The sequence below is a fragment of the Advenella alkanexedens genome (assembly GCF_019132845.1).
Classification (GTDB): Bacteria; Pseudomonadota; Gammaproteobacteria; order Burkholderiales; family Burkholderiaceae_B; genus Advenella; species Advenella alkanexedens.
The window spans coordinates 67,690-86,558 of record NZ_JAHSPR010000008.1 but is presented as its reverse complement, the minus strand read 5'-3'; the positions used below and the strand labels follow the sequence as shown (position 1 = coordinate 86,558).

Here is an 18,869-nt window from a genome sequence, read left to right as displayed (position 1 = left end):
TCAAAATGAGTGTTGTAAAAATCGAGCAGTTTGAGAAAGTGACGCTGTTTACGATTAATCGTCCCGAAAAACATAATGCCATTTGTAAGGAGACGGCCCTGGCGCTTCAACAGGGCTTTGAGGAGTTTGATTTATCGGACCAGCGTGTTGCCGTTATCACCGGTGCAGGGGAAAAAGCATTTTCTGCTGGTGCTGACGTGACGAACCTGCCTGAGTTGTGGCGTTGCATTCCAACAGTAGGCATACAAACTGAAAAACCCATTATTGCAGCTACGGCAGGCTGGGTGGTAGGCGGTTCTATGGTCCTGCATATGATGTGCGATTTGGCGATTGCTGCTGACAATACCCGCTTCTCATATCCGGAAGCCAAATTGGGCTTTACCGGGGGCATGATTGCAGGATTGGCTGCCCGTATTCCGCATAAGGTGGCCATGGATGTGATTTTGTGCGGTGAGATACTGGATGCCCAGCGGGCTTATGAAGTTGGTTTGGTTAACCAGGTGGTGCCATTGGGGCAACAGGTGGAAATTGCACTTGAAAAAGCCCAAAAACTGTCAAAGGCTTCGCCTTTGGTATTAAAGACCCTCAAGCGTTTTATTACGCGTGATGTATTGCCGCAGGGCCCTTCTGAACTAATGGCCCGTACCATTAGGGAATTGAACGTTGTCCGGGAAAGTGATGATCAGAAGGAGGGTGTGCAGGCCTTCAGGGAAAAACGCGAGCCCGTTTACAGCGGCAAGTGAGCAATAGTATTCATAGATGTAATGGTGGGGTAAATCAATGAAGATTTCTGTAAAAAAAATAATAGACACTTTAAGTATATTTGGTGTTTTGGCTGTCATACCCTTATCCATGGCAGCGGATTTGCCGGATATTTCATCGGTGAAGCTGGTTGTTCCTTATCCTGCCGGTGGTAATGCGGATAGTTTGGCGCGTGTCTTTGCTGATGAAATGGGCAAAGAAATGAAAAAGAGTTTTGTTGTTGAGAATAAAGGTGGGGCAGCGGGTGCCATAGGTGCCCAGCAGGTAGCTCGCAGTAAGGCAGATGGCGCTACTTTGTTGTTGGCGCCGGCAGGTGTCATGACGATTACACCTTTCCTGCGTCAGGTTAATTACAACCCTTTTACGGATTTTGAACCAATTGCAAAATTATCTGAATCAATTGGCATTGTGGCTGTGCGTAAGGACTTTCCTGGCTCAACGTTGCAGGATTTGGTTGAGTATGGCAGGCAGAATCCCGGTAAAATAACTTACGGTTCTGCAGGGCAGGGAACATTAACGCATTTACAGGCGCTGATTCTGGCAAAAAAACTGGGTATAGGCGCTTTACATATTCCTTATAAAGGTTCAATTGAAGCACTTAACGATCTGTTAGGAGGAAGAATTGATTATCAATATGATAGCGTTGCCCTGTCGAATGTCGTCAATGGTAATCTGAAGGCGTTGGCCATTCCGGATTCACTAAAACTGCCTGAATTGAAAAATGTTCCCACATTTTCACAGCAGGGTATTGACTTGAAAACGTCCAGCTGGTTCGGTGTCTTTGCACCGGCAAATACGCCACAGAGCTTGATTGAAGAATATGAAAAGGCTGCACAAAAAGTCATGAGTAAACCAGGTATGAGTGAGCGTCTTTTGCAATTTGGTCAAATACCGGCATACTTGGGCACGAAAGACTTTATCAGTCAGAGTAATGATGATATTTTGCTTTATGAAAATATCATCAAGGAAAACAATATTGGCCTGAATTAAAAAAACAACCGCCTTCATTATGGCGGTTGTTTTGTCTTGACTTTATAACCTGCAATCCTGTTTTGCTGTGATATCGTTTTTACCAGGAAAGAATAAGTCGTTGCAGGTTTGCCGATTGATCATGCCCATTATGCAGGCCTGTAATACGTTGGGCAGCTTGCATGAGCAGGTCAGCATACTTGTTAATCGTTTTGGTCGTAAAACGCTTACTATCTCCGGAAAGTCCGATAGCCGCAATAATATTTCCCTTGTTGTCGATAATGGGAGCGGCAACGCCGTAAACCCCTGCTTTTAGTTCACCTTTATTAATGCTATACCCTCTTTCCTTGATTTCCTGAAGTTCCATTTCAAGTTGTTGGGAGTTGATAATGGTATTGTCGGTTCTGGGGTTCAGGTTTTGCTTTATTTTTTCAATAAAATAATCGTTTTTATAGGCAAGAAGGGCTTTGCCAGTGGCCACACAGTATAGGGGTGCCCGCCCACCGATATGGGTGTAAAAGGGGATAGGGGCAGGACCATCCACTTTGTGCAGATACACCACATCATGTTGATCCTGGATGGATAAATGAACACTTTCTTCTGTGTCGCGCATTAACTGTTGCATGACGCCTTCTGCCTGCTGTTTTAAGGCCAGGTGGGGAAGTACGGCAGAGCCAAGTTCAATGAGTTTACAGGTTGTGCTGTATTTGCCGGACTCTTTGTCCTGAACGACATATTTTGAGTCAACCAGTGCCTGAAGCAAGCGGTGGGTACCGCTTTTGAACAGGTTGAGGTTGTTGGCAATATCAGTCAGCCTCATGGGCTGACTGCTGTAAGCAAGCATTTCCAGTATTTGGAGACCCTTAAAAAGCGTATTGTTCATGGCGAATCATTTTCTGTATTAAGTACAAATCCGAAAAATGATTTAACCATATGAGACTTAAGGTTGATAGAAATATTTTGTTATATATATATGGTTGAAAGTCTCGATTGATTGTTGATCAATACCCTTCAGGATTCTTGCTTTGCCAGTTCCAGCCATCCCGGCACATGTCATCGATACTGCGGGTGGTTTTCCAGCCCAACAGTGATTCTGCCCGTTCGGGGTTGGCCCAGGCAGAGGCAATGTCTCCCTCCCTTCTGGCCTGAATAATATAGGGCACTTTAATATTGTTGACCCGTTCAAAAGCGCTAACCATTTGCAGGACACTGGTGCCGGTGCCGGTGCCCAGGTTAATGGCGGTAAAGCCGCTATGGGCGCTTTCATTAACGTAATTCACGGCTTTGACATGCCCCAGTGCCAGGTCACTCACGTGCAGGTAGTCACGTACACCGGTGCCATCGACCGTATCGTAATCGTCGCCGAAAACATTCAGTTTTTCTAAACGGCCAACGGCTACCTGGGTAATGAAGGGGAAAAGGTTGTTGGGAATATCTCGTGGGTTTTCACCGATCAGGCCACTTTCATGGGCGCCAATCGGGTTGAAATAGCGTAATGCAATGGCCGAAAATTCCTGATGGGCCACGCAGGTGTCTTTTAATATTTGTTCTACCTGAACCTTGGTCCAGCCGTAAGGGTTGGTGGCGCCAATTCGATGGGATTCGGTATAGGGCAGGAATTCGGGTTCGCCGTAAACAGTGGCGGATGAGCTGAAGACGATGCGGTTTACACCAGCGGCCAGCATGGCCTGTAGCAGGGTAACGGTACCGGCGACATTGTTTTCGTAATACTCAAGCGGGCGTTTGACTGAATCGCCCACGGCTTTCAGGGCCGCAAAATGAATTACCCCTTGGATGGGTGTATTCCGGGCGTCGTGTTCTGCAAAAATATCATCCAGCAGTTTACGGTCGCGGATGTCTCCATTGATGACTTTAATGCCTGTCCCGGTAATGGTTTTTAAACGATCAAAAACCTTGTTGCTGCTATTGGAAAAGTTATCCAGCACAACAGGTGTATAACCTGCCTGCAGCATTTCTATAAGCGTGTGGGAACCGATATATCCGGCACCGCCGGTGACGAGGTAATGAAGACTCATGCTGTTGAAAACCTTGTGGGATTGACTTGCCGTGATTGTACTATTGTGTTTTATAAAGGTAGTACATATTGGTTTAATTATTATTAAAAACAAGAAATTGAAAAAAAATGCAAATAACAGGTTGACCTCTTCAGACAGGTTTGTTGTTTACTTATGTGCTTATGTTTTTTACATATTGTTTCTTTTTGGTAATTTTAAGATACTTTAGGTATTATAATGCTGGAAAAACAGAAATTTTTACTGCGAATTTTAAAAAACGAGGGGAATCAAATGGTTTGCGCCGCGCAGTCCTCAACATTATAAATATATCTGCTAACTGAGGCTTGAGATGAGTACTTACATTTTTCTATTACTGGTAGCGGTGGTTGTGTACCTTGTCTGGAAGAGGCAGAAGCCTTCCGTTTCATATATTAACCTTAACAATCAGCGCGTATCCTTGTCAGAAGTAAAAAGTTTTTCAGAAGAAAAGATCGCGGCATTGGTTACCGATATTTTTCAATCCAAGGGGTATCAGGTACAAAAGGCAAGTGGTGAGTTGCAGGATATTGCCGATTTCATGATTGAAAAAGAAGGAAACCGTGGTTTTGTTTCCACACGTCACTGGAGAGCGGACAAGGTGGGGGTTAGCGATATTTCCCAGGAAGTGATTGGCATGAATCAGCATAACAGTCATTACAACTACATTTTTACAATGGGAAAGTTTGATAAAGAAGCGACTGAAATGGCAAAATATAACCGTAATCTGTTCATGGTTGACGGCCATCAGTTGAATGCCATGGTCGTTAATGTGCAACAGAATGCCATGATCGCCAATGCGCAATAAAATGCTTAATATACGGTTTGTGCCACTTTTTTTGTGCTTAAACCAAGCAACCCGTCATGAGCTTTTTTGCCAGCAAAATTATTTCTTCCACCCTGTTAATTCCCTTTAACTTTATTATTCTGTTTTTGATGGGCTGGGCCTTGCTGGAAAGCCGGTTCAAGAAGTGGGGGCGAGCCGTGTTGTTGTTTGGGATTGTGGCCCTGACAGTAGCCAGTATGCCAGTAGTTGCCACGGCACTGGTTAAATCCTTATACGATGAGCCTGTCTTGTCCCTGAGTCAGGCCATGCAGGCGCAGGCGATTGTTGTTCTGGGGGGTGGGGTTAACCACGATCAGCCAGAGTTTGGTGGCAGTTCCGCCGCATCTTCCACGCTGGAACGTATTCGCTATGCCGCTTACTTGCACCGGGAAACCGGCCTGCCTATTCAGGTTAGCGGGGGCGGGTGGCCGGGGGAAGAACCGGTTGCCCAGGTAATGCAAAGAGAGCTGGAAACCCTGTTTCATACACCGGTTAGATGGGTGTTGCCTGAACCGGCCACGACGGCTGAAGAAGCCCGATATTCAAGGGATTCACTGACCCGGGAAGGGATCAATACTATTTTGCTGGTGACCAATACCGTGCATATGAAACGCGCCAAAATAACGTTTGAACGGGCCGGTTTCAATGTGATTGCAGCCCCTACCGTCAGGCCCGATTATCCGCCTAATTTTCTTAAATATATTCCCCGGGCTGATGCCTTGCGTATTTCCGGTAGCGTACTGCATGAATGGATCGGGATGGCGTGGTATTGGCTACAAAGTCGTGTGGTTCCATGAATCCACCAAGGCCATAATGCGTTCCTGTAAGAAGTTCATTAACTGGTGCGTTGCGGTCGTTGTGAATTTATTGGGAATGGTCAGGAAATACATGGCATTGCCCACTCCTTCGGGCATGTAGTCCTCAAGCACTTCCACCAGTTTTCCTTGTTTCAGTTCCTGGTGAACCGCGTAACGGGGCAAGAGCGTAATTCCCACTCCTTTGAGGGCCGCATCCAGTAAAAAAGTATAGCTGCCCGATTGAAGACTGCAAGACACGCGCTGTCGAATCAGGCTTCGCTCATGAACCAGTTTCAGAAAAAAACGCTTGCCCATGGCTGCTGGCACGACCAACTTATGATGCAGCAAGTCTGAAGGCAGCAGAACAGGATTGTCTTTTAAGTAGTCAGGAGATGCCGACAAACACCACTGGACATCACATATTTTTTTTGCGACATATTCGTTATTGGGGTTTGAGGTGATTTTGATGGCGAAGTCCACCTCGGACTCAATCAGGTCATCCAGCCGGTCATTGATAAGAATTTTCAAGTCTATTTCAGGATACTCTCGAATAAAGTCAATAAAGATGTCTGATAAATACAAATGACCAAACCCGGTTGGAATACGAACGCGGATATAGCCTTTCATGCTTTTTGAAAGATGATGGATGTCCGAACTGACCGACGCTATTTCCTCCAGGATTTTCTGGCTTTTGTCATATAGCAACTCACCTTGCTGGGTCAGTTCAATACTTCGGGTGTTTCTTCTGAAAAGCTGGGTTTCAAGCGTTTTTTCCAGTTTTTTCAGCCGCATGGAAACATTGGATCGTGTCATGCCCGTTCGGCGGGCGGCCTCTGCCAAAGATTTGGCTTCCACAATTTCAACAAACAGCTTCAGAAGGTTTAGATCCAGATTATTGTTAATCATAATTGAACACTGAGGGGTAGTTTTAGCGTATTGTCGCACAATTCGCTTTGTCTTAGGATGGGGCTGTTGTGGATGGAAGACGAAATGATGAACGAAAAAAACTGCTTTGCCGATTTGAAAGTACTTGATATCAGCCAGGGTGTAGCCGGACCTTACTGTGCCAATATGCTTTGGCAATATGGTGCCGAGGTGATCAAGATTGAACCGCCAGCCGGGGATTGGGGGCGCCATGTGGGTACAACCGTTTTCGGACAAAGTGCGTTGTCTATCAGCTATAACGTGGGTAAACAGAGTGTATGCATTGATGCCAAGCAGGAGGCTGGGCGCGAGGCAATTCGAAAGATGGCCGCTGAATGTGATGTGTTCGTGCAAAACTTCAGGCCTGGAATCGTTGAAAAGCTGGGCCTGAGTTACGAGGATCTGAAAATAACAAATCCGGGAATTATTTATATTTCCATCAGTGGTTATGGACCTTCGGGACCTTACGCGTTTGCCCCTGCCACAGACTCCGTCATGCAGGCGGAAACCGGTATTATGTCGGCCAATTATGATCAGGAAGGTAATCCACAAAAAATCGGGATTCTGATGGTGGACGTTTTGTCAGGCATGTTTGCCGCCCAGCAGGCTTTGGCGGCGATTTACCGTCGTCAATGCTCTACTGCCAGGCAAGGAGAACATATTCAATTGAATCTGTTTGATGCCTGTGCCGCTTTCCAGCAATCGAACCTGATTGAGCACACGTTGAATCCAGTGAAAATCAAAACGGCAGTCAGCGCGCCCAATGGTGTTTTTGATACACAAAATGGCAAGTTGAATGTCCTGGCTTTGAATAACGATCAGTTTGAACGTTTGTGCAAGGCGTTGAGCAGGCAGGACTGGCTGGAAGATGCCCGTTTTGTTAATAATACGGAGCGCATGAAACATCGGGCTGTGCTACACGGTGAGCTGGACACGATGCTTGCAGCAAGAACGAGTGAAGAATGGCAGGATGTTTTTCGTCAATATGAAGTCTTGCACGCACCTGTGCGCAATTATGATCAGGTCATGCAACACCCTCAGGCGGAATTCAACCAGACGGTGGATTATTTTGAACAGTCTCCCGGGCTGTCGCTTCCCTATGTGTTCATACCCGGATTGTTACAGAAACCGATATTGAACAGGGCACCGGATATTGGGGAACACACGATTGAGGTACTGCAAAAATTCAATTTCAGCCAGGAACAGATTGATGCCTTGATCGCGGCACAGGCGATTCGACAAATCAAGAAGGAAGAAATATAAATGAAAGTATTGCATTGCAAAACGTTTGGGGCACCACGAGAGGTGCTTTCTGTTGAAGATGCACCCATGCCGGAAATAACCCGGCCCGATGAAGTTATTGTCAGGGTGCATTACGCCAGTGTCAGTCATGCTACCGGGTTGATGATTGAAGGAAAATATCAACGCAAACCCCCATTTCCTTTTTCTCCGGGAACCGAAGCAGTCGGGATTGTTGAGCAAAAAGGCAGTGCAGTCACCCATTTATCTGTTGGTCAAAGAGTGGCCTGCATTTGTGATTGGGGCGCCTATGCGGAATATCTGAAATTGCCGGCCTATACGGTTTATCCCATTCCGGATGGGATTGAATATTTGTCAGCCTTGCCCATTCCCATTTCATACGGTACGGCCTATTTGGGTCTGGTACAGCGTTGTCGACTTACACCGGATCAGACCGTTCTTGTTCTGGGGGCGGGCTCTGGTGTGGGGCTGGCCGCCGTTGAAATTGCCTCAAATATGGGGTGTCGGGTCATTGCCTGTGCCAGCACGGCGACAAAGTGTGAGGTGGCGCAAAAGGCGGGTGCCAGTGATACCTTGACAGGTAGTGATCAATTGGCTGCACAGGTCAAGCAGCTTACGGGAGGCAAGGGGGTTGATATTATTTTTGACCCGGTTGGCGGATCGCTTTTTGCTTCAGCGCTCAGGGCAGCCGCACAGAATGCCCAGTTAATCAGTATCGGCTTTGCCAGCGGTCAATTGCCCGAGGTAGCCATGAATATTGTGTTGGTTAAAAACCTGACTCTTCATGGTTTCTTTTTTGGCCAATATACCGGTTGGACACCAGCGGATGAACGCAGCATTCATGCAGGCATGATGTCCAGGGTTATGGCGGTTTTATTTAGATGGGTGAAGGAGAAAAAACTGAATCCGGATGTCCAGAAAGTATTTTCTTTGGATCAGGTGCCTGAAGCGATTGAAACCCTGCACGGTAGAAGTGTGACAGGGAAACTGGCAGTAAAAATAGATTAAAAAAATCAACTAGGAGATGAATATTATGAAACGAACGAATATTAGTAAATTTATTGGCATCGGTTTAGTGACCGCTTGCGGTATTTTCAATATGCAAGCCTTGGCCGCTTCAGACAAATTCCCCGACCATTCCCTGCAGATGGTGGTGGGCTATCCGCCCGGAGGGCCTACGGATATTGTGGCCCGGATTGCCGCTGCTGAAATGTCCAAAGTATTAAAACAATCCATTGTTGTTGATAACCGTTCTGGCGCAAGCGGCATGATTGCTGCGGAGTTTGTCAGTAAAGCCAAACCTGACGGGTATACTTATTTGGCCAATGCGTCTTTGCATGTGATTAATCCCAGTGTGTACCCAAGCATGAAATATGATGCCTTGAATGACTTTACACCCATCACCCAGCTGGTGTCAGTGCCTTTGGTGCTGGTCGTTCCCAAGGATTCTCCATTTAATAGCGTGCAGGATATTATTGATTTTGCGAAAAAGAACCCTGCAAAGCTGAATTTTGGTTCGGCCGGCAATGCCTCTTCCCAGCAATTATCGGGTGAATTATTGAAAATTCTGGCCGAAGTGGATATGCAGCATATTCCCTATCGTGGCAGCTCGCCTGCCCTGACCGATTTAATCGGAAATCAGCTGGATTTCATGTTTGACTCCATGCCTTCGGCCATGCCGTTTATTAAATCCGGGCAATTAAAAGCACTGGCCGTGACGGTAAAAAAACCGGTTGATGCCTTGCCTGGTGTTCCCACTGTGGCGGACTCGGCTAACCTGCCCGAGTTTGATGTGAGTACCTGGTATGGTTTGTGGGCACCCAAGAATACACCTGATGAGGTAGTGCAAACATTGTGGAAAGCAGCCAGCGAAGCGTTGAAAGAACCCAAGGTGATTGAGCAGTATGCGCAATTGGGTGCAGAGCCCGTTGCATCTGATCCGGCCACATTCAAAAAATTCAATGAAACCGAATTTGAAAAGTGGGGCAAGATTGTTAAGCTTTCAGGTGCGAAGGCAGACTAGAGAAATTAATAAAAAATTTCTTTCTTGTGGTAAGTGATAAATTTAGCTGTTTTTGAAAAGTAATGCCCTTAGTGAAATGGGCATTACTTTTATATTCGAGAGTGGGAAAAAACCGCTCACTTTCAGTTTTTCAGGGCTTTTTCCAGTAAGGCATTAACCACATCATTAGTATTGGTATTTTGCGCAATTGCCTGGGCACGAATTTCTTCTATCAATGTTTGTTTGATTTTTATCGGGAATGAGACCAAGCCTTGTGCCTGGTCCAGTTTGCGTTGCTCGCGTCGGTCAAGTTGTGCGCCTGAATCGGTTGAAAAACGGTTGGGGATACCTTCCTGTTTCATTTTTCCTACTGTTTTAAGGGCTTTTTGTTTTTCCAAATCAGTTTTTTTCATGCAGGTTCTTTGTTGAAGAGTTGTAATAGTAGATGAGTTTTAGCGCATGAATGACGATTTTAAATGAGGCCAGTATGCAAAAAAAGCTGAGCAGATAATATCACCATTTGAAAGTCACAAGGCACTTTTGTTTGAATGGCATATATTAATGGTTTTTATAAAAGACGCCACATGATTACAGTGGCGTCTTTGTTGATGCTGTTAAATAACAGGCATTAACTGGCGTTAATCGTTAATTAACAAATCTTCCAGTTGGTTGTTGGGGTTGGCGGCCAGATAGTTGGCAATAAATGCCGGTCTTTTGCCACGGCCAGACCAGGTTTCTTCCGGATTCTCTTTGCTGCGATATTTGGCTTTAACCGGTTTTGAGATTTTTGCCTGTTTGCCGGTTAAACCTTCAGCAATAATGGCAGGGTCTATACCCAGCGCCTGTGCCATTTTTTTGCCTTCCTGAATATAACGGTTCAGTTCTTCCGTACGGATTTCATTAACACGTTTTTCCAGCAGGTTTTGTACCGCTACGATGTCTGAGGCGGAAGGGAGGTTGGAAACGAGGGCTTCCAGAAACTGGCTGGTTGAAACATTGTGTTTATTGATTAATTCATTAAAAGAACCAATAAGTGCTTTGTGTTCTTCTTTAACGGATTCCAATGCTATAGAGCGAGACATGTTTTTATAGCCTTTAAAATTAACTTATGATAAATAATTGGTTTCTTGTGAATGATTAATAGAAAAACGATTAATCAAGCTAGAAAACTGGACTTAATTATAGATAAGGCAGCATTTATATGCTACTGTTTATTATAAAAATTATTTAAATGGCTGCCTGGCATAGGGTATTTAAGTTTTTATTTATTAAAAACAAAAATTTTCATTAATAAATATGGTTGATGGAACAATCATTAATTGTGAATGCAGTTATTAATTTTAGTGTAAGAGGCAGCCATCCAAAATTGGCAATTCAGTGATTAATGATAAATGAGCCATTCAGGCAAACAAGCAAAGCAAAAGGATGGTTTTGCAACACTTGGGGAGTAAATTTTTAAAAAGCCGAACAAAAACAAAACATGAATCAAAAAATAGGAGGATAATTCCGGTTGTTTATCAGCAGTAAGTACCGTTTTTATTGATCATTACCGGACCGACTATGTTTTATGTTTTCTCCAACCCCCAGGCAATTGCAGAACATGTAAGTGAATTGCTTATTGCACAAATCCAGAAGAAAAATGATTCGGTATTGGGGCTGGCCACAGGCAGTACCATGGAGCCTGTCTATGAAAAATTGTGTGAGCAGGTTGCACGGTTAAATGTGGATGTGTCGGGCTTAACCACCTTCAACCTGGATGAATATATCGGGTTGGGCAGCGAGCATCCACAAAGCTATCGTTACTATATGCGGCAGCATTTGTTCAATCGCCTGGCTTTTGCGCAGCATCGCACCTTCCTGCCAGACGGTTTGTGTGCGGATCCGGTAAAACAATGCGAACAATACTCAGGTCAAATCCAGCAGGCGGGCCACATCGACTTGCAATTGCTCGGTATTGGCAATAACGGTCATATCGGCTTTAACGAGCCGGGCACCTCATTTGGCAGCCGCACGCATGTAGTGCCACTTACTGAACAAACCCGAATTGATAACAGTCGTTTTTTTGATTCTTTGGATGAAGTTCCCACCCAGGCGATTACGCTGGGTTTACAGGATATTATGGAATCAAAACAAATTATTCTTATTGCCACAGGCACCAACAAGGCGCAAATCATGGCAAAGCTTTATGAAAGCCCTGTTACCGAGCAGCTGCCGGCTTCGGTGGTTAAGGCTCATCCGAATGCGATGATCTTGCTTGATGAACAGGCGGCGCAATTTTTACCTGCCGAATTGCGTGATGCGGTGGAGAGCTAAGAAACCAAGGCTTGTATGGGGTAATATGGCTGGCAGTTACACAACGTATTAACCCCTAAACATAAGTGCATCCCATGTTTCAGTCACTGCTTCGTTTTCTTAAAATTGACCGTTTCACTTTTTTGTTGGTGGTAGCTGTTTTGGTTGCCACGGTCTTGCCAGCCTCTGGCCGTGGGATGCCGGTGGCGCAAATGGTGACCAGCCTGGCCATTGCGCTGCTGTTTTTCCTGCATGGGGCTCGTTTGTCACGACAGGCCATCATTGCGGGTGCTACCCATTGGCGCCTGCATTTACTGATTTTTTCTTTTACATTCATTCTCTTTCCCGTGCTTGGCGTGATGTCCAGGCCCATTCTTGAACCCCTGTTTACGCCTGATTTGTACAAAGGAATCCTGTATTTGTGCGTGCTGCCTGCAACCGTGCAATCGGCTATTGCCTTTACGTCGGTTGCACGTGGAAATATTCCCGCTGCCATTTGCAGTGCTTCTTCATCCAGCATTTTGGGTATTTTCATTACGCCCATGCTGGTCAGCTTGCTGATAACCGATGGTGCGGCCGCCAGTGATTCGCAGTTGGCCCTTGAAGCAATCTGGGAAATTACCCAACAACTGCTGATTCCGTTTGCACTGGGGCATTTCAGCCGTCCTTTCACCGCCGGTTTTATAAGCCGTCATGGTTTTCTCATGAAGTTTGTGGATCAGGGGTCGATTCTGCTGGTGGTGTATGTGGCGTTTTCTGCAGCGGTAAATGAAGGCTTGTGGAGCCAGACGCCCTTGGTGGCTTTGTTGTTGCTTGTTCTGGTTAGTGTTGTGTTACTGGCTATTGTGCTGTTGTTGACGGCTTTGATTGGCAAGCTGATGGGGTTTTCTCTTGAAGACCGTATTACCCTGGTCTTTTGTGGATCGAAAAAAAGCCTGGCCAGTGGCTTACCTATGGCGCAGGTCCTGTTTGCTGGACAGGCAGTGGGGGCAATTGTGTTGCCCTTGATGATTTTTCACCAGATTCAGTTAATGGTATGCGCTTTTATTGCCGCCCGGCTGTCCGGGCGCAAGGAAGAGCTTGAATTTCTTGAGGAGGTTGAGGAGGTTGGGGAGGGCGCTGTTGTTTCATCGGCGGTGAAATAACGGGCTGTTTTTTTCTCTGGCTTCTGGCTCCTAAGCTGGAGTGAACTGACCCCAAAAAGTTGAATAGGTGTCCAACTTTTTGGGGTCAGTTCACATTCCCGTGATGGCCATACCGGTGACTTATGCAGGTTCGGAAATGACACAGATTTATGGCCTGACCGAAGCGGGTATCAAGACAACCGGGAAATCACCCGCCGTATTGCCCAAAGTGGTGATTTATGACCCTCTGCTAAGTCTTGATTTGCCGCTGGATTTGACGGTGGTGAGTGGGATCAATGCAATCGCACATGCGGTTGAAGGCTTGTATGCCCATGATCGCAGCCCAATTACCGAGTCATTCGCCATTCAGGGTGTAGTGGCCTTAATGAAGGCGATTCCGATTATTGAACAGTGTCTGTCAGAGGGAACCGTTTCCACCAAGGCTTATGTGGATGCGCGTTCCCAGGCCTTATATGGAGCCTGGATGTGTGGCGCGGTGTTGGGCAGTACCAGTATGGGGCTGCACCATAAATTATGTCATGTGCTGGGCGGCAGTTTCAACTTGCCGCATGCCCGGTTGCATACCGTCATATTGCCACATGCGATTGCCTATAATCAATTTGCGGCTTTTGGCCAGTTGCAAAAACTGAACGAGGCGTTGGGCGTGACGGATCTTGCGCAAACCATCCATGCGTTTTCGGCAAGGCATGGTGCAAGTGTTTCCTTGCGAGAACTGGGCATGCAGGAACAAGACCTGGATGTGGCCTGTGAACTGGCGTTGCAAAAAGAATATCCCAACCCCAGGAAGATTGAAAAGAACGCATTGCGGCAATTGCTTCAGAATGCTTACGAGGGCGTGCTTCCTGCATAAAGGAGAATTCTGGTTCTTCTGGACTTTTTCTGGCTCCCCCCCGCTCCTGCGTTTTTTTCTCTGGCTCCCACGCTCCCGCGTGGGAGCCGTTTTTGGTTTGTGTTGCTGGTTGGTGGGGGGAGGCGTTACCACGCGGGAGCGTGGGAACGAGTACTGCTTTCACACCGATATTATTTGCCAGTCTACAGGTAATCCCGTAGAAAATTTCATTTGACCAGTTGCTTGGATTGTTGATAAAGTGATAATGTCCGTACAAACTAATTTAAGAACTTATCGGAGGCACTGGATCAAATGGACAGAAGTATCGAGTTGGGTAAGGAGGCACAAAAAACGGATTTGATTAATGCAGATGTGCTTTTGCAATATTGTGCAAATAATGGTTTTTCAGCACCGGTAGCGGATATCCTGGATATCCGCCAGGCAGCGTTGGGATTATCCCGCTCCGTTTCCAAAGCGAGTGCCGGATTGGGGATAAATGAAATTGATGTGCCGTTTCAGGAAGTGTTGCTGAAGTATGCATCAGAACCCTTGGGCCCGACCAGTCAAACCTCCAGGCATGAGCGGCAATTGCCTGAGGGGATTGCGGGCAGCGAGCAGTGGGTCAGAGATTCCCTGGAAAAAATTGCCAATGTGGCACCCGGCAAGTTGGCCTGGCATGATATTTATGCCGATGAGGCCTTGCAGGATGCCATCAGGGCAGATAAGGAAACATCCGAAGGCAAATCGGCCAGTGCGTTGCACGGCATTCCTGTTGGCGTCAAAGACATGTTTGATCAGACAGGAAAACGGGCTGGCTGGGGCGGTACCCTAAGACAGTCAGAGGCCGTGGCCACGCAAGAGGCCACCATGATTACCCGCCTGAAGCAGGCCGGTGCCCTTATTCTGGGTACCCAGCATATGGCTGAATTTGCCATGTCGCCGACCGGCCTGAATGCAACTTACGGACCCGGTCAAAACCCCTGGAACACTGCCCATGTCAGTGGCGGAAGCTCCAGCGGAGCCGGTATGTCGGTGGGGGCAGGGCATGTGCCCTTGGCCTTGGGTTCTGATACGGGCGGATCAGTTCGTTTGCCGGCCGCCTTGTGTGGCGTGGTGGGTTTGAAAGCCACCCAGTACAGAACCAGCCTGCATGGTGTGATGCCATTGTCTCCCAATCTTGATGGTGTGGGTCCTCTGGCGCAAACGGTCCGGCTGGTGGGGGAGGCCTATGCAGCCATTGCCGGCCCGGACGGAGTTGATTTGTCTTGCCTGCCGGTCAAGCCAAACTTGCCTGACTGGGATACGCCCAATACCAACATGACCATCGCTTATCCGGTTCTTGAGGCTGGCAGCCTGTTAACTGAGGAAATGCTCAATGCCTTCAAGGCAACCCTGGCGACTTTCAAGGAAATGGGTTTTACGCTTGTTAAAACAAAACTGCCCGATCTGGACCTGCTGGGTCAACTGGCCTCGGTCATGCTCGCGGCAGAATCTGCCGCGGTTCACCGGCACTGGCTGATGACCCAGCCCGAGAAATACGGCCGTCAGGTAAGACGCCGTTTGTCACGCGGGTTCTTTGTTTCCGGCATGGATTATTACGATGTATTGCGTTTGCGTCCAGTATTCCTCAAGCGTTTTCTTGAAGAGTCCATGCCAGGCGCGGATGCGTTTTTATTGCCAACCACACCGGGTGAAGCGCCCAAAATCACAGATACGATTGGTTCAGATGAGACTATCCTTGAGAAAAGGTTTTCAGCCTTGTCGTACTGGACCAGAGGGATCAACTATCTGGGTGTGCCCGGCATCAGTTTCCCGGCAGGGAGGGGCGCGCAGGGCTTGCCTCTGGGCGTTCAATTAATTGGTCGTCCTTTGGGTGAAGACAGGATTCTGTCTATGGCCCATCAGTTTGAAATGCAGACAGGCTGGCCAAAGAAATAGCAGTACAAAAACAAAGCGGTACAGAAAGAAAAACAGTAAAGGAGGCCAAAACCGGATAAGCCGGAGTGCTGAACCGGTTTTGGAAAATTCAAGTCTTGCCTCGGCAACATCAACATTAACATCAACATCAATATTAATACTTCAGGAGACATTTAATGAAAGCGATTCAATTTACCGGACTGCTTGCCACCCTTTTGGCTGTTAACGCACACGCGGCAACAGAAATGATCATTACGGGTGAAATTCCCATTACCACCAACCCCAGCCCTTCCATCATGAAATTCATTGAAGAAGTGGAAAAACGAACCAATGGGGAGGTCAAGGGCAAGTATTTTCCTGCTTCACAACTGTATAACGATATTAACGGGATTGCCGCCATTGGTACCGGGTCGGTCCATATGGTCTGGCCGGTGACTTCGCGTCTGGAAGCGCTTGATCCCCGTATCGGCATTGTCAGCCTGCCATTTTCATTAACCACCCAGGAAATGACCAATAACTGTTTTGTTGAAGGACTGACCAAACAGGTTAACTCCTACATCGAGCCCAAGGGTGTGACGGTTTTAGGCTTTTTGCGTACCGCTGATTTGATGTTTTTAATGAAAGACAAGGATATCCAGAAACAGGAAGATGTTTCAGGCTTGAAGATCAGGGTGATTGGTGGACAGATCATGCTGGACCCGATGAAGTCGATAGGGGCAAGTCCGGTTTCCATGGCGGCTTCCGAAATGTCAGCGGCGTTGTCACAAGGTGCGATTGACGGGGTATTAAGCTCTCCGGCCGGATGGGCGGATGTGCTGGGCAGCACTGCCAAATTTGGTACTTCGGTGCCTGGCATGGCGCTTACCACCTCTGCCGTGGTGACCGATAAGGCCTGGCTGGACAGCTTGCCCAAAGAGCACAGTGACGTGATCAGAACGGTTCTTCAGGAAATCATTGTTGATCAGTGGAAGAGCTCTATTGTGAAAGATGAGGAGCTGATTCAGAAAATGGTTCAGCAAGGGGCGACATACCGTGAAATGGACCCGGCTGAAGTTGAAAAGCTGAAAGCCAGCTTTACCCGTGCCAACCAGAAGTTCGTGGAAAAAAATGCCAAGGCTGTCGAGGAGCTGGCCCAGGTGAAAAAGGAGTGCAAACTAAATGGATAACATTCTGGCTAAATCTGATGTTTTTATCGGCGAGCAAAAAATGATCAGGAAGCAGGCGGAAAAAAAATCCATTTCACACTTGAATGTCCTGGGCAAAATCATCTGGTCGGTGGCCACGCTGTTTTTATTGCTCTCTACATCCATCATGATTGTGGAAGGACTTAGCCGGTTTTTCTTCAACGTGAGTTATTTCTGGGCTGAAGAATTGGTGCGATTCCTGATGGTATGGGCGTTTTTCCTGACATTGGGCATTGCAGGCTTCCGGTTTTACCATATCCGTACTGAGCTGCTGGTGCAGCGACTTTCTGCAGGAGTGCAGAAAGTGACCTGGTTGCTTGCCGGTGTGGCCGGAATGACTTTTGCCGGCATTCTGTTTTACTCCTCAATTTTTCAGGTAATGCGTCTGCATAAGATGGGGATGGTTTCAGAGTCCAATCTGGAAATTCCTTTATGGATTGTTTCCCTGGCGGTTCCGGTCGGTGCCCTGGCGTTGTTCATGTATTACTTCATGGTGGCTGTCTATGCATTGAAAGGGATTGATCCTTTTGTTTCGGATGAACCAGAGGAAGGGATTGATGAGAACGTGCTGAATGCGGTTTCCAAAGGAGCACAATTATGACTTTGTTCGTCGCGCTTGCCGGTTTGCTGGGTATGCTGGCGCTGGGCTTTCATATTGCCGTCACGATGGGGCTGGTATCCAGTGCGCTGGTGCTGTCCATGCCCAGTGTGCCGGTGACTGTTATTGCCCAAACCGCTTTCCAATCCATCAACAGTTATCCCCTGATGGCGATTCCCATGTTTATCCTGATGGGTAATGTCATGACCCGGGGCAATATTGTGGGTGTTCTGATTGAGCTGATCGGCAGTATCGTCCGCTGTATTCGTGGCGGGCTGGCGATTACGGTGATGCTGTCGTGCATATTCTTTGCCGCGGTTTCAGGCTCCAGTGTGGGCTCTGCCGCTGCCATTGGTTCGGCAACCATCGAGGGCCTGAAGCGGGAAAAATATCCGGTAAAATTTTCTGCGGCATTGGTGGCCGTAGGCAGCACACTGGGCCTGATGATTCCGCCTTCCCTGGGATTCATTCTGATTGGCTCGATTGTGGGTATTCCGGTAGACAAGCTGTTTATTGCCGGCATCGTTCCTGGCCTGATGGAAGCAACCATGCTACTGCTGACCACCATTTTTGTCGTTAGAAAAAACGGTTACGGTGAAGTGGCCTCAAAAGCCGATCTTAAGGGGTTTGTGCGGAGTACGCCCAAAGCGGCCGGTGCCATTACAATGCCCGTGCTGGTCTTGGGTAGTATTTACCTGGGTATTTTTACACCGACCGAGGTGTCTGCCGTTGCTGCGGGTTATGCCATTGTCCTGTGTGTGTTTGTGTACCAGACCCTGAAGTGGAAAGACATCTGGAGCATTTCCAAAGATTCCCTGCTGCAGGCAACCATGATTTTTGCGGTTGTGTTGGGAGGCAGCCTGATTGGCTTTATCCTGGCCAGGATGGGGGCAACCGCGCAGCTGATTGGTTTTATGGAACGGCTGGATATGGAGCCCTGGCAGTTTCTGCTCCTGGCCAATGCCGTGCTGCTGGTGCTGGGTATGTTTCTGGATGGGGTGGCCATGATTGTATTGACGGCACCCTTGCTGTTTCCCATGGCAACGCATTTGGGAATTGACCCTATTCATTTTGCGGTTATTATGGTGGCCAACGTTGAAATAGCCACATTGACACCACCGATTGGCCTGAATTTGTTTGTCATGAGCGGTATAGCCAAGATTCCGGTTGAGTCGGTGGCAAAAGGGGTAATGCCCTATTACTTGACCAGGGTTGCTGCTCTGGGCCTGATTACCTTTGTGCCGGCAATTTCCTTAATCCTGCTTAAGTAACTTAATGTAAGTTTATAATGCGTACAACGCTTACCAAGACTG

19 protein-coding genes are annotated in these 18,869 nt (G+C 47.4%); 14 read left to right on the top strand and 5 right to left on the bottom strand.

Features of this window, described 5'->3' with window-relative positions; translation table 11 throughout:
- Window positions 1–5: 5 nt before the first annotated feature.
- Both KU392_RS10990 and KU392_RS10985 read left to right on the top strand, forming a co-directional pair.
- On the top strand, window positions 6–743 hold the full coding sequence (locus KU392_RS10990) for an enoyl-CoA hydratase/isomerase family protein (RefSeq protein WP_217735324.1): 738 nt from the start codon (window positions 6–8) through the stop codon (window positions 741–743).
- 37 nt (window positions 744–780) lie between these two features.
- Window positions 781–1,752 (top strand): Bug family tripartite tricarboxylate transporter substrate binding protein, encoded by a 972-nt coding sequence (locus tag KU392_RS10985; protein WP_217735323.1) that lies wholly within the window; start codon window positions 781–783, stop codon window positions 1,750–1,752.
- A 79-nt stretch (window positions 1,753–1,831) separates the two neighbouring features.
- On the opposite strand, the gene KU392_RS10980 is transcribed toward KU392_RS10985, so the two are convergent.
- Together KU392_RS10980 and galE are read right to left on the bottom strand one after the other, a co-directional pair.
- On the bottom strand, window positions 1,832–2,614 hold the full coding sequence (locus tag KU392_RS10980) for an IclR family transcriptional regulator (RefSeq protein WP_217735322.1): 783 nt from the start codon (window positions 2,612–2,614) through the stop codon (window positions 1,832–1,834).
- Window positions 2,615–2,732: 118 nt separating this feature from the next.
- Window positions 2,733–3,767: a UDP-glucose 4-epimerase GalE gene (gene galE, locus KU392_RS10975; RefSeq protein ID WP_217735321.1), complete on the bottom strand. Its 1,035-nt coding sequence runs from the start codon at window positions 3,765–3,767 to the stop codon at window positions 2,733–2,735.
- Window positions 3,768–4,095: 328 nt separating this feature from the next.
- On the opposite strand from galE, the gene KU392_RS10970 reads away from it, so the two are divergent.
- Window positions 4,096–4,590, top strand: coding sequence for a restriction endonuclease (locus KU392_RS10970; protein WP_217735320.1), 495 nt, complete (start codon window positions 4,096–4,098; stop codon window positions 4,588–4,590).
- A 56-nt stretch (window positions 4,591–4,646) separates the two neighbouring features.
- Entirely contained in the window at window positions 4,647–5,405 is a 759-nt protein-coding gene (locus KU392_RS10965) for a YdcF family protein (RefSeq protein WP_217735319.1), read from the top strand.
- On the opposite strand, the gene KU392_RS10960 is transcribed toward KU392_RS10965, so the two are convergent.
- Window positions 5,382–6,311 (bottom strand): LysR family transcriptional regulator, encoded by a 930-nt coding sequence (locus KU392_RS10960; RefSeq protein WP_217735318.1) that lies wholly within the window; start codon window positions 6,309–6,311, stop codon window positions 5,382–5,384. The genes KU392_RS10965 and KU392_RS10960 overlap by 24 nt on opposite strands.
- Window positions 6,312–6,395: 84 nt before the next feature.
- On the opposite strand from KU392_RS10960, the gene KU392_RS10955 reads away from it, so the two are divergent.
- From KU392_RS10955 to KU392_RS10945, 3 genes are read left to right on the top strand one after another with little or no spacing between them, the layout of a single operon-like run.
- Window positions 6,396–7,592: a CaiB/BaiF CoA transferase family protein gene (locus KU392_RS10955; protein WP_246587441.1), complete on the top strand. Its 1,197-nt coding sequence runs from the start codon at window positions 6,396–6,398 to the stop codon at window positions 7,590–7,592.
- Window positions 7,593–8,597, top strand: a complete 1,005-nt coding sequence (locus KU392_RS10950; protein WP_217735316.1) for an NADPH:quinone oxidoreductase family protein — start codon at window positions 7,593–7,595, stop codon at window positions 8,595–8,597.
- A gap of 25 nt (window positions 8,598–8,622) precedes the next feature.
- A complete protein-coding gene (locus KU392_RS10945) occupies window positions 8,623–9,612 on the top strand; it encodes a Bug family tripartite tricarboxylate transporter substrate binding protein (RefSeq protein ID WP_211182279.1) in 990 nt (329 codons plus the stop codon).
- Window positions 9,613–9,734: 122 nt separating this feature from the next.
- On the opposite strand, the gene KU392_RS10940 is transcribed toward KU392_RS10945, so the two are convergent.
- Together KU392_RS10940 and KU392_RS10935 are read right to left on the bottom strand one after the other, a co-directional pair.
- Window positions 9,735–10,004, bottom strand: coding sequence for a hypothetical protein (locus KU392_RS10940; RefSeq protein WP_217735315.1), 270 nt, complete (start codon window positions 10,002–10,004; stop codon window positions 9,735–9,737).
- A 225-nt stretch (window positions 10,005–10,229) separates the two neighbouring features.
- Entirely contained in the window at window positions 10,230–10,673 is a 444-nt protein-coding gene (locus tag KU392_RS10935; RefSeq protein WP_169293890.1) for an H-NS histone family protein, read from the bottom strand.
- 478 nt (window positions 10,674–11,151) lie between these two features.
- Between KU392_RS10935 and nagB the strand changes: the two genes are divergently transcribed.
- The 7 genes from nagB to KU392_RS10900 all read left to right on the top strand — a co-directional run bounded on the left by nagB (window position 11,152) and on the right by KU392_RS10900 (window position 18,827).
- The gene (gene nagB, locus KU392_RS10930) at window positions 11,152–11,904 is read left to right on the top strand and encodes a glucosamine-6-phosphate deaminase (protein ID WP_217735314.1); all 753 of its coding nucleotides are present in this window, start codon (window positions 11,152–11,154) and stop codon (window positions 11,902–11,904) included.
- Between the two features lie 74 nt (window positions 11,905–11,978).
- Window positions 11,979–13,028, top strand: a complete 1,050-nt coding sequence (locus KU392_RS10925) for a bile acid:sodium symporter family protein (protein ID WP_217735313.1) — start codon at window positions 11,979–11,981, stop codon at window positions 13,026–13,028.
- 136 nt (window positions 13,029–13,164) lie between these two features.
- Window positions 13,165–13,878, top strand: a complete 714-nt coding sequence (locus KU392_RS10920; protein WP_246587440.1) for a dehydroquinate synthase/iron-containing alcohol dehydrogenase family protein — start codon at window positions 13,165–13,167, stop codon at window positions 13,876–13,878.
- A gap of 291 nt (window positions 13,879–14,169) precedes the next feature.
- Window positions 14,170–15,795, top strand: a complete 1,626-nt coding sequence (locus KU392_RS10915) for an amidase (RefSeq protein ID WP_217735312.1) — start codon at window positions 14,170–14,172, stop codon at window positions 15,793–15,795.
- A gap of 155 nt (window positions 15,796–15,950) precedes the next feature.
- Entirely contained in the window at window positions 15,951–16,940 is a 990-nt protein-coding gene (dctP, locus tag KU392_RS10910) for a TRAP transporter substrate-binding protein DctP (RefSeq protein WP_169293895.1), read from the top strand.
- A complete protein-coding gene (locus tag KU392_RS10905) occupies window positions 16,933–17,559 on the top strand; it encodes a TRAP transporter small permease (protein WP_169293896.1) in 627 nt (208 codons plus the stop codon). Before dctP ends, KU392_RS10905 begins: the two co-directional genes overlap by 8 nt.
- Window positions 17,556–18,827 carry a TRAP transporter large permease gene (locus KU392_RS10900; protein WP_169293897.1) on the top strand — a complete coding sequence of 424 codons (1,272 nt, stop codon included), beginning with the start codon at window positions 17,556–17,558 and terminating at the stop codon, window positions 18,825–18,827. Before KU392_RS10905 ends, KU392_RS10900 begins: the two co-directional genes overlap by 4 nt.
- Window positions 18,828–18,869: the final 42 nt, after the last annotated feature.

Coding starts and splice junctions, on each gene's coding strand:
- KU392_RS10985 (WP_217735323.1), top strand. CDS start 781: ATGAAGATTTCTGTAAAAAAAATAATAGACACTTTAAGTATATTTGGT.
- KU392_RS10980 (WP_217735322.1), bottom strand. CDS start 2,614: ATGAACAATACGCTTTTTAAGGGTCTCCAAATACTGGAAATGCTTGCT.
- KU392_RS10925 (WP_217735313.1), top strand. CDS start 11,979: ATGTTTCAGTCACTGCTTCGTTTTCTTAAAATTGACCGTTTCACTTTT.
- galE (WP_217735321.1), bottom strand. CDS start 3,767: ATGAGTCTTCATTACCTCGTCACCGGCGGTGCCGGATATATCGGTTCC.
- KU392_RS10935 (WP_169293890.1), bottom strand. CDS start 10,673: ATGTCTCGCTCTATAGCATTGGAATCCGTTAAAGAAGAACACAAAGCA.
- KU392_RS10970 (WP_217735320.1), top strand. CDS start 4,096: ATGAGTACTTACATTTTTCTATTACTGGTAGCGGTGGTTGTGTACCTT.
- nagB (WP_217735314.1), top strand. CDS start 11,152: ATGTTTTATGTTTTCTCCAACCCCCAGGCAATTGCAGAACATGTAAGT.
- dctP (WP_169293895.1), top strand. CDS start 15,951: ATGAAAGCGATTCAATTTACCGGACTGCTTGCCACCCTTTTGGCTGTT.
- KU392_RS10965 (WP_217735319.1), top strand. CDS start 4,647: ATGAGCTTTTTTGCCAGCAAAATTATTTCTTCCACCCTGTTAATTCCC.
- KU392_RS10945 (WP_211182279.1), top strand. CDS start 8,623: ATGAAACGAACGAATATTAGTAAATTTATTGGCATCGGTTTAGTGACC.
- KU392_RS10950 (WP_217735316.1), top strand. CDS start 7,593: ATGAAAGTATTGCATTGCAAAACGTTTGGGGCACCACGAGAGGTGCTT.
- KU392_RS10960 (WP_217735318.1), bottom strand. CDS start 6,311: ATGATTAACAATAATCTGGATCTAAACCTTCTGAAGCTGTTTGTTGAA.
- KU392_RS10990 (WP_217735324.1), top strand. CDS start 6: ATGAGTGTTGTAAAAATCGAGCAGTTTGAGAAAGTGACGCTGTTTACG.
- KU392_RS10955 (WP_246587441.1), top strand. CDS start 6,396: ATGATGAACGAAAAAAACTGCTTTGCCGATTTGAAAGTACTTGATATC.
- KU392_RS10915 (WP_217735312.1), top strand. CDS start 14,170: ATGGACAGAAGTATCGAGTTGGGTAAGGAGGCACAAAAAACGGATTTG.
- KU392_RS10905 (WP_169293896.1), top strand. CDS start 16,933: ATGGATAACATTCTGGCTAAATCTGATGTTTTTATCGGCGAGCAAAAA.
- KU392_RS10900 (WP_169293897.1), top strand. CDS start 17,556: ATGACTTTGTTCGTCGCGCTTGCCGGTTTGCTGGGTATGCTGGCGCTG.
- KU392_RS10920 (WP_246587440.1), top strand. CDS start 13,165: ATGACACAGATTTATGGCCTGACCGAAGCGGGTATCAAGACAACCGGG.
- KU392_RS10940 (WP_217735315.1), bottom strand. CDS start 10,004: ATGAAAAAAACTGATTTGGAAAAACAAAAAGCCCTTAAAACAGTAGGA.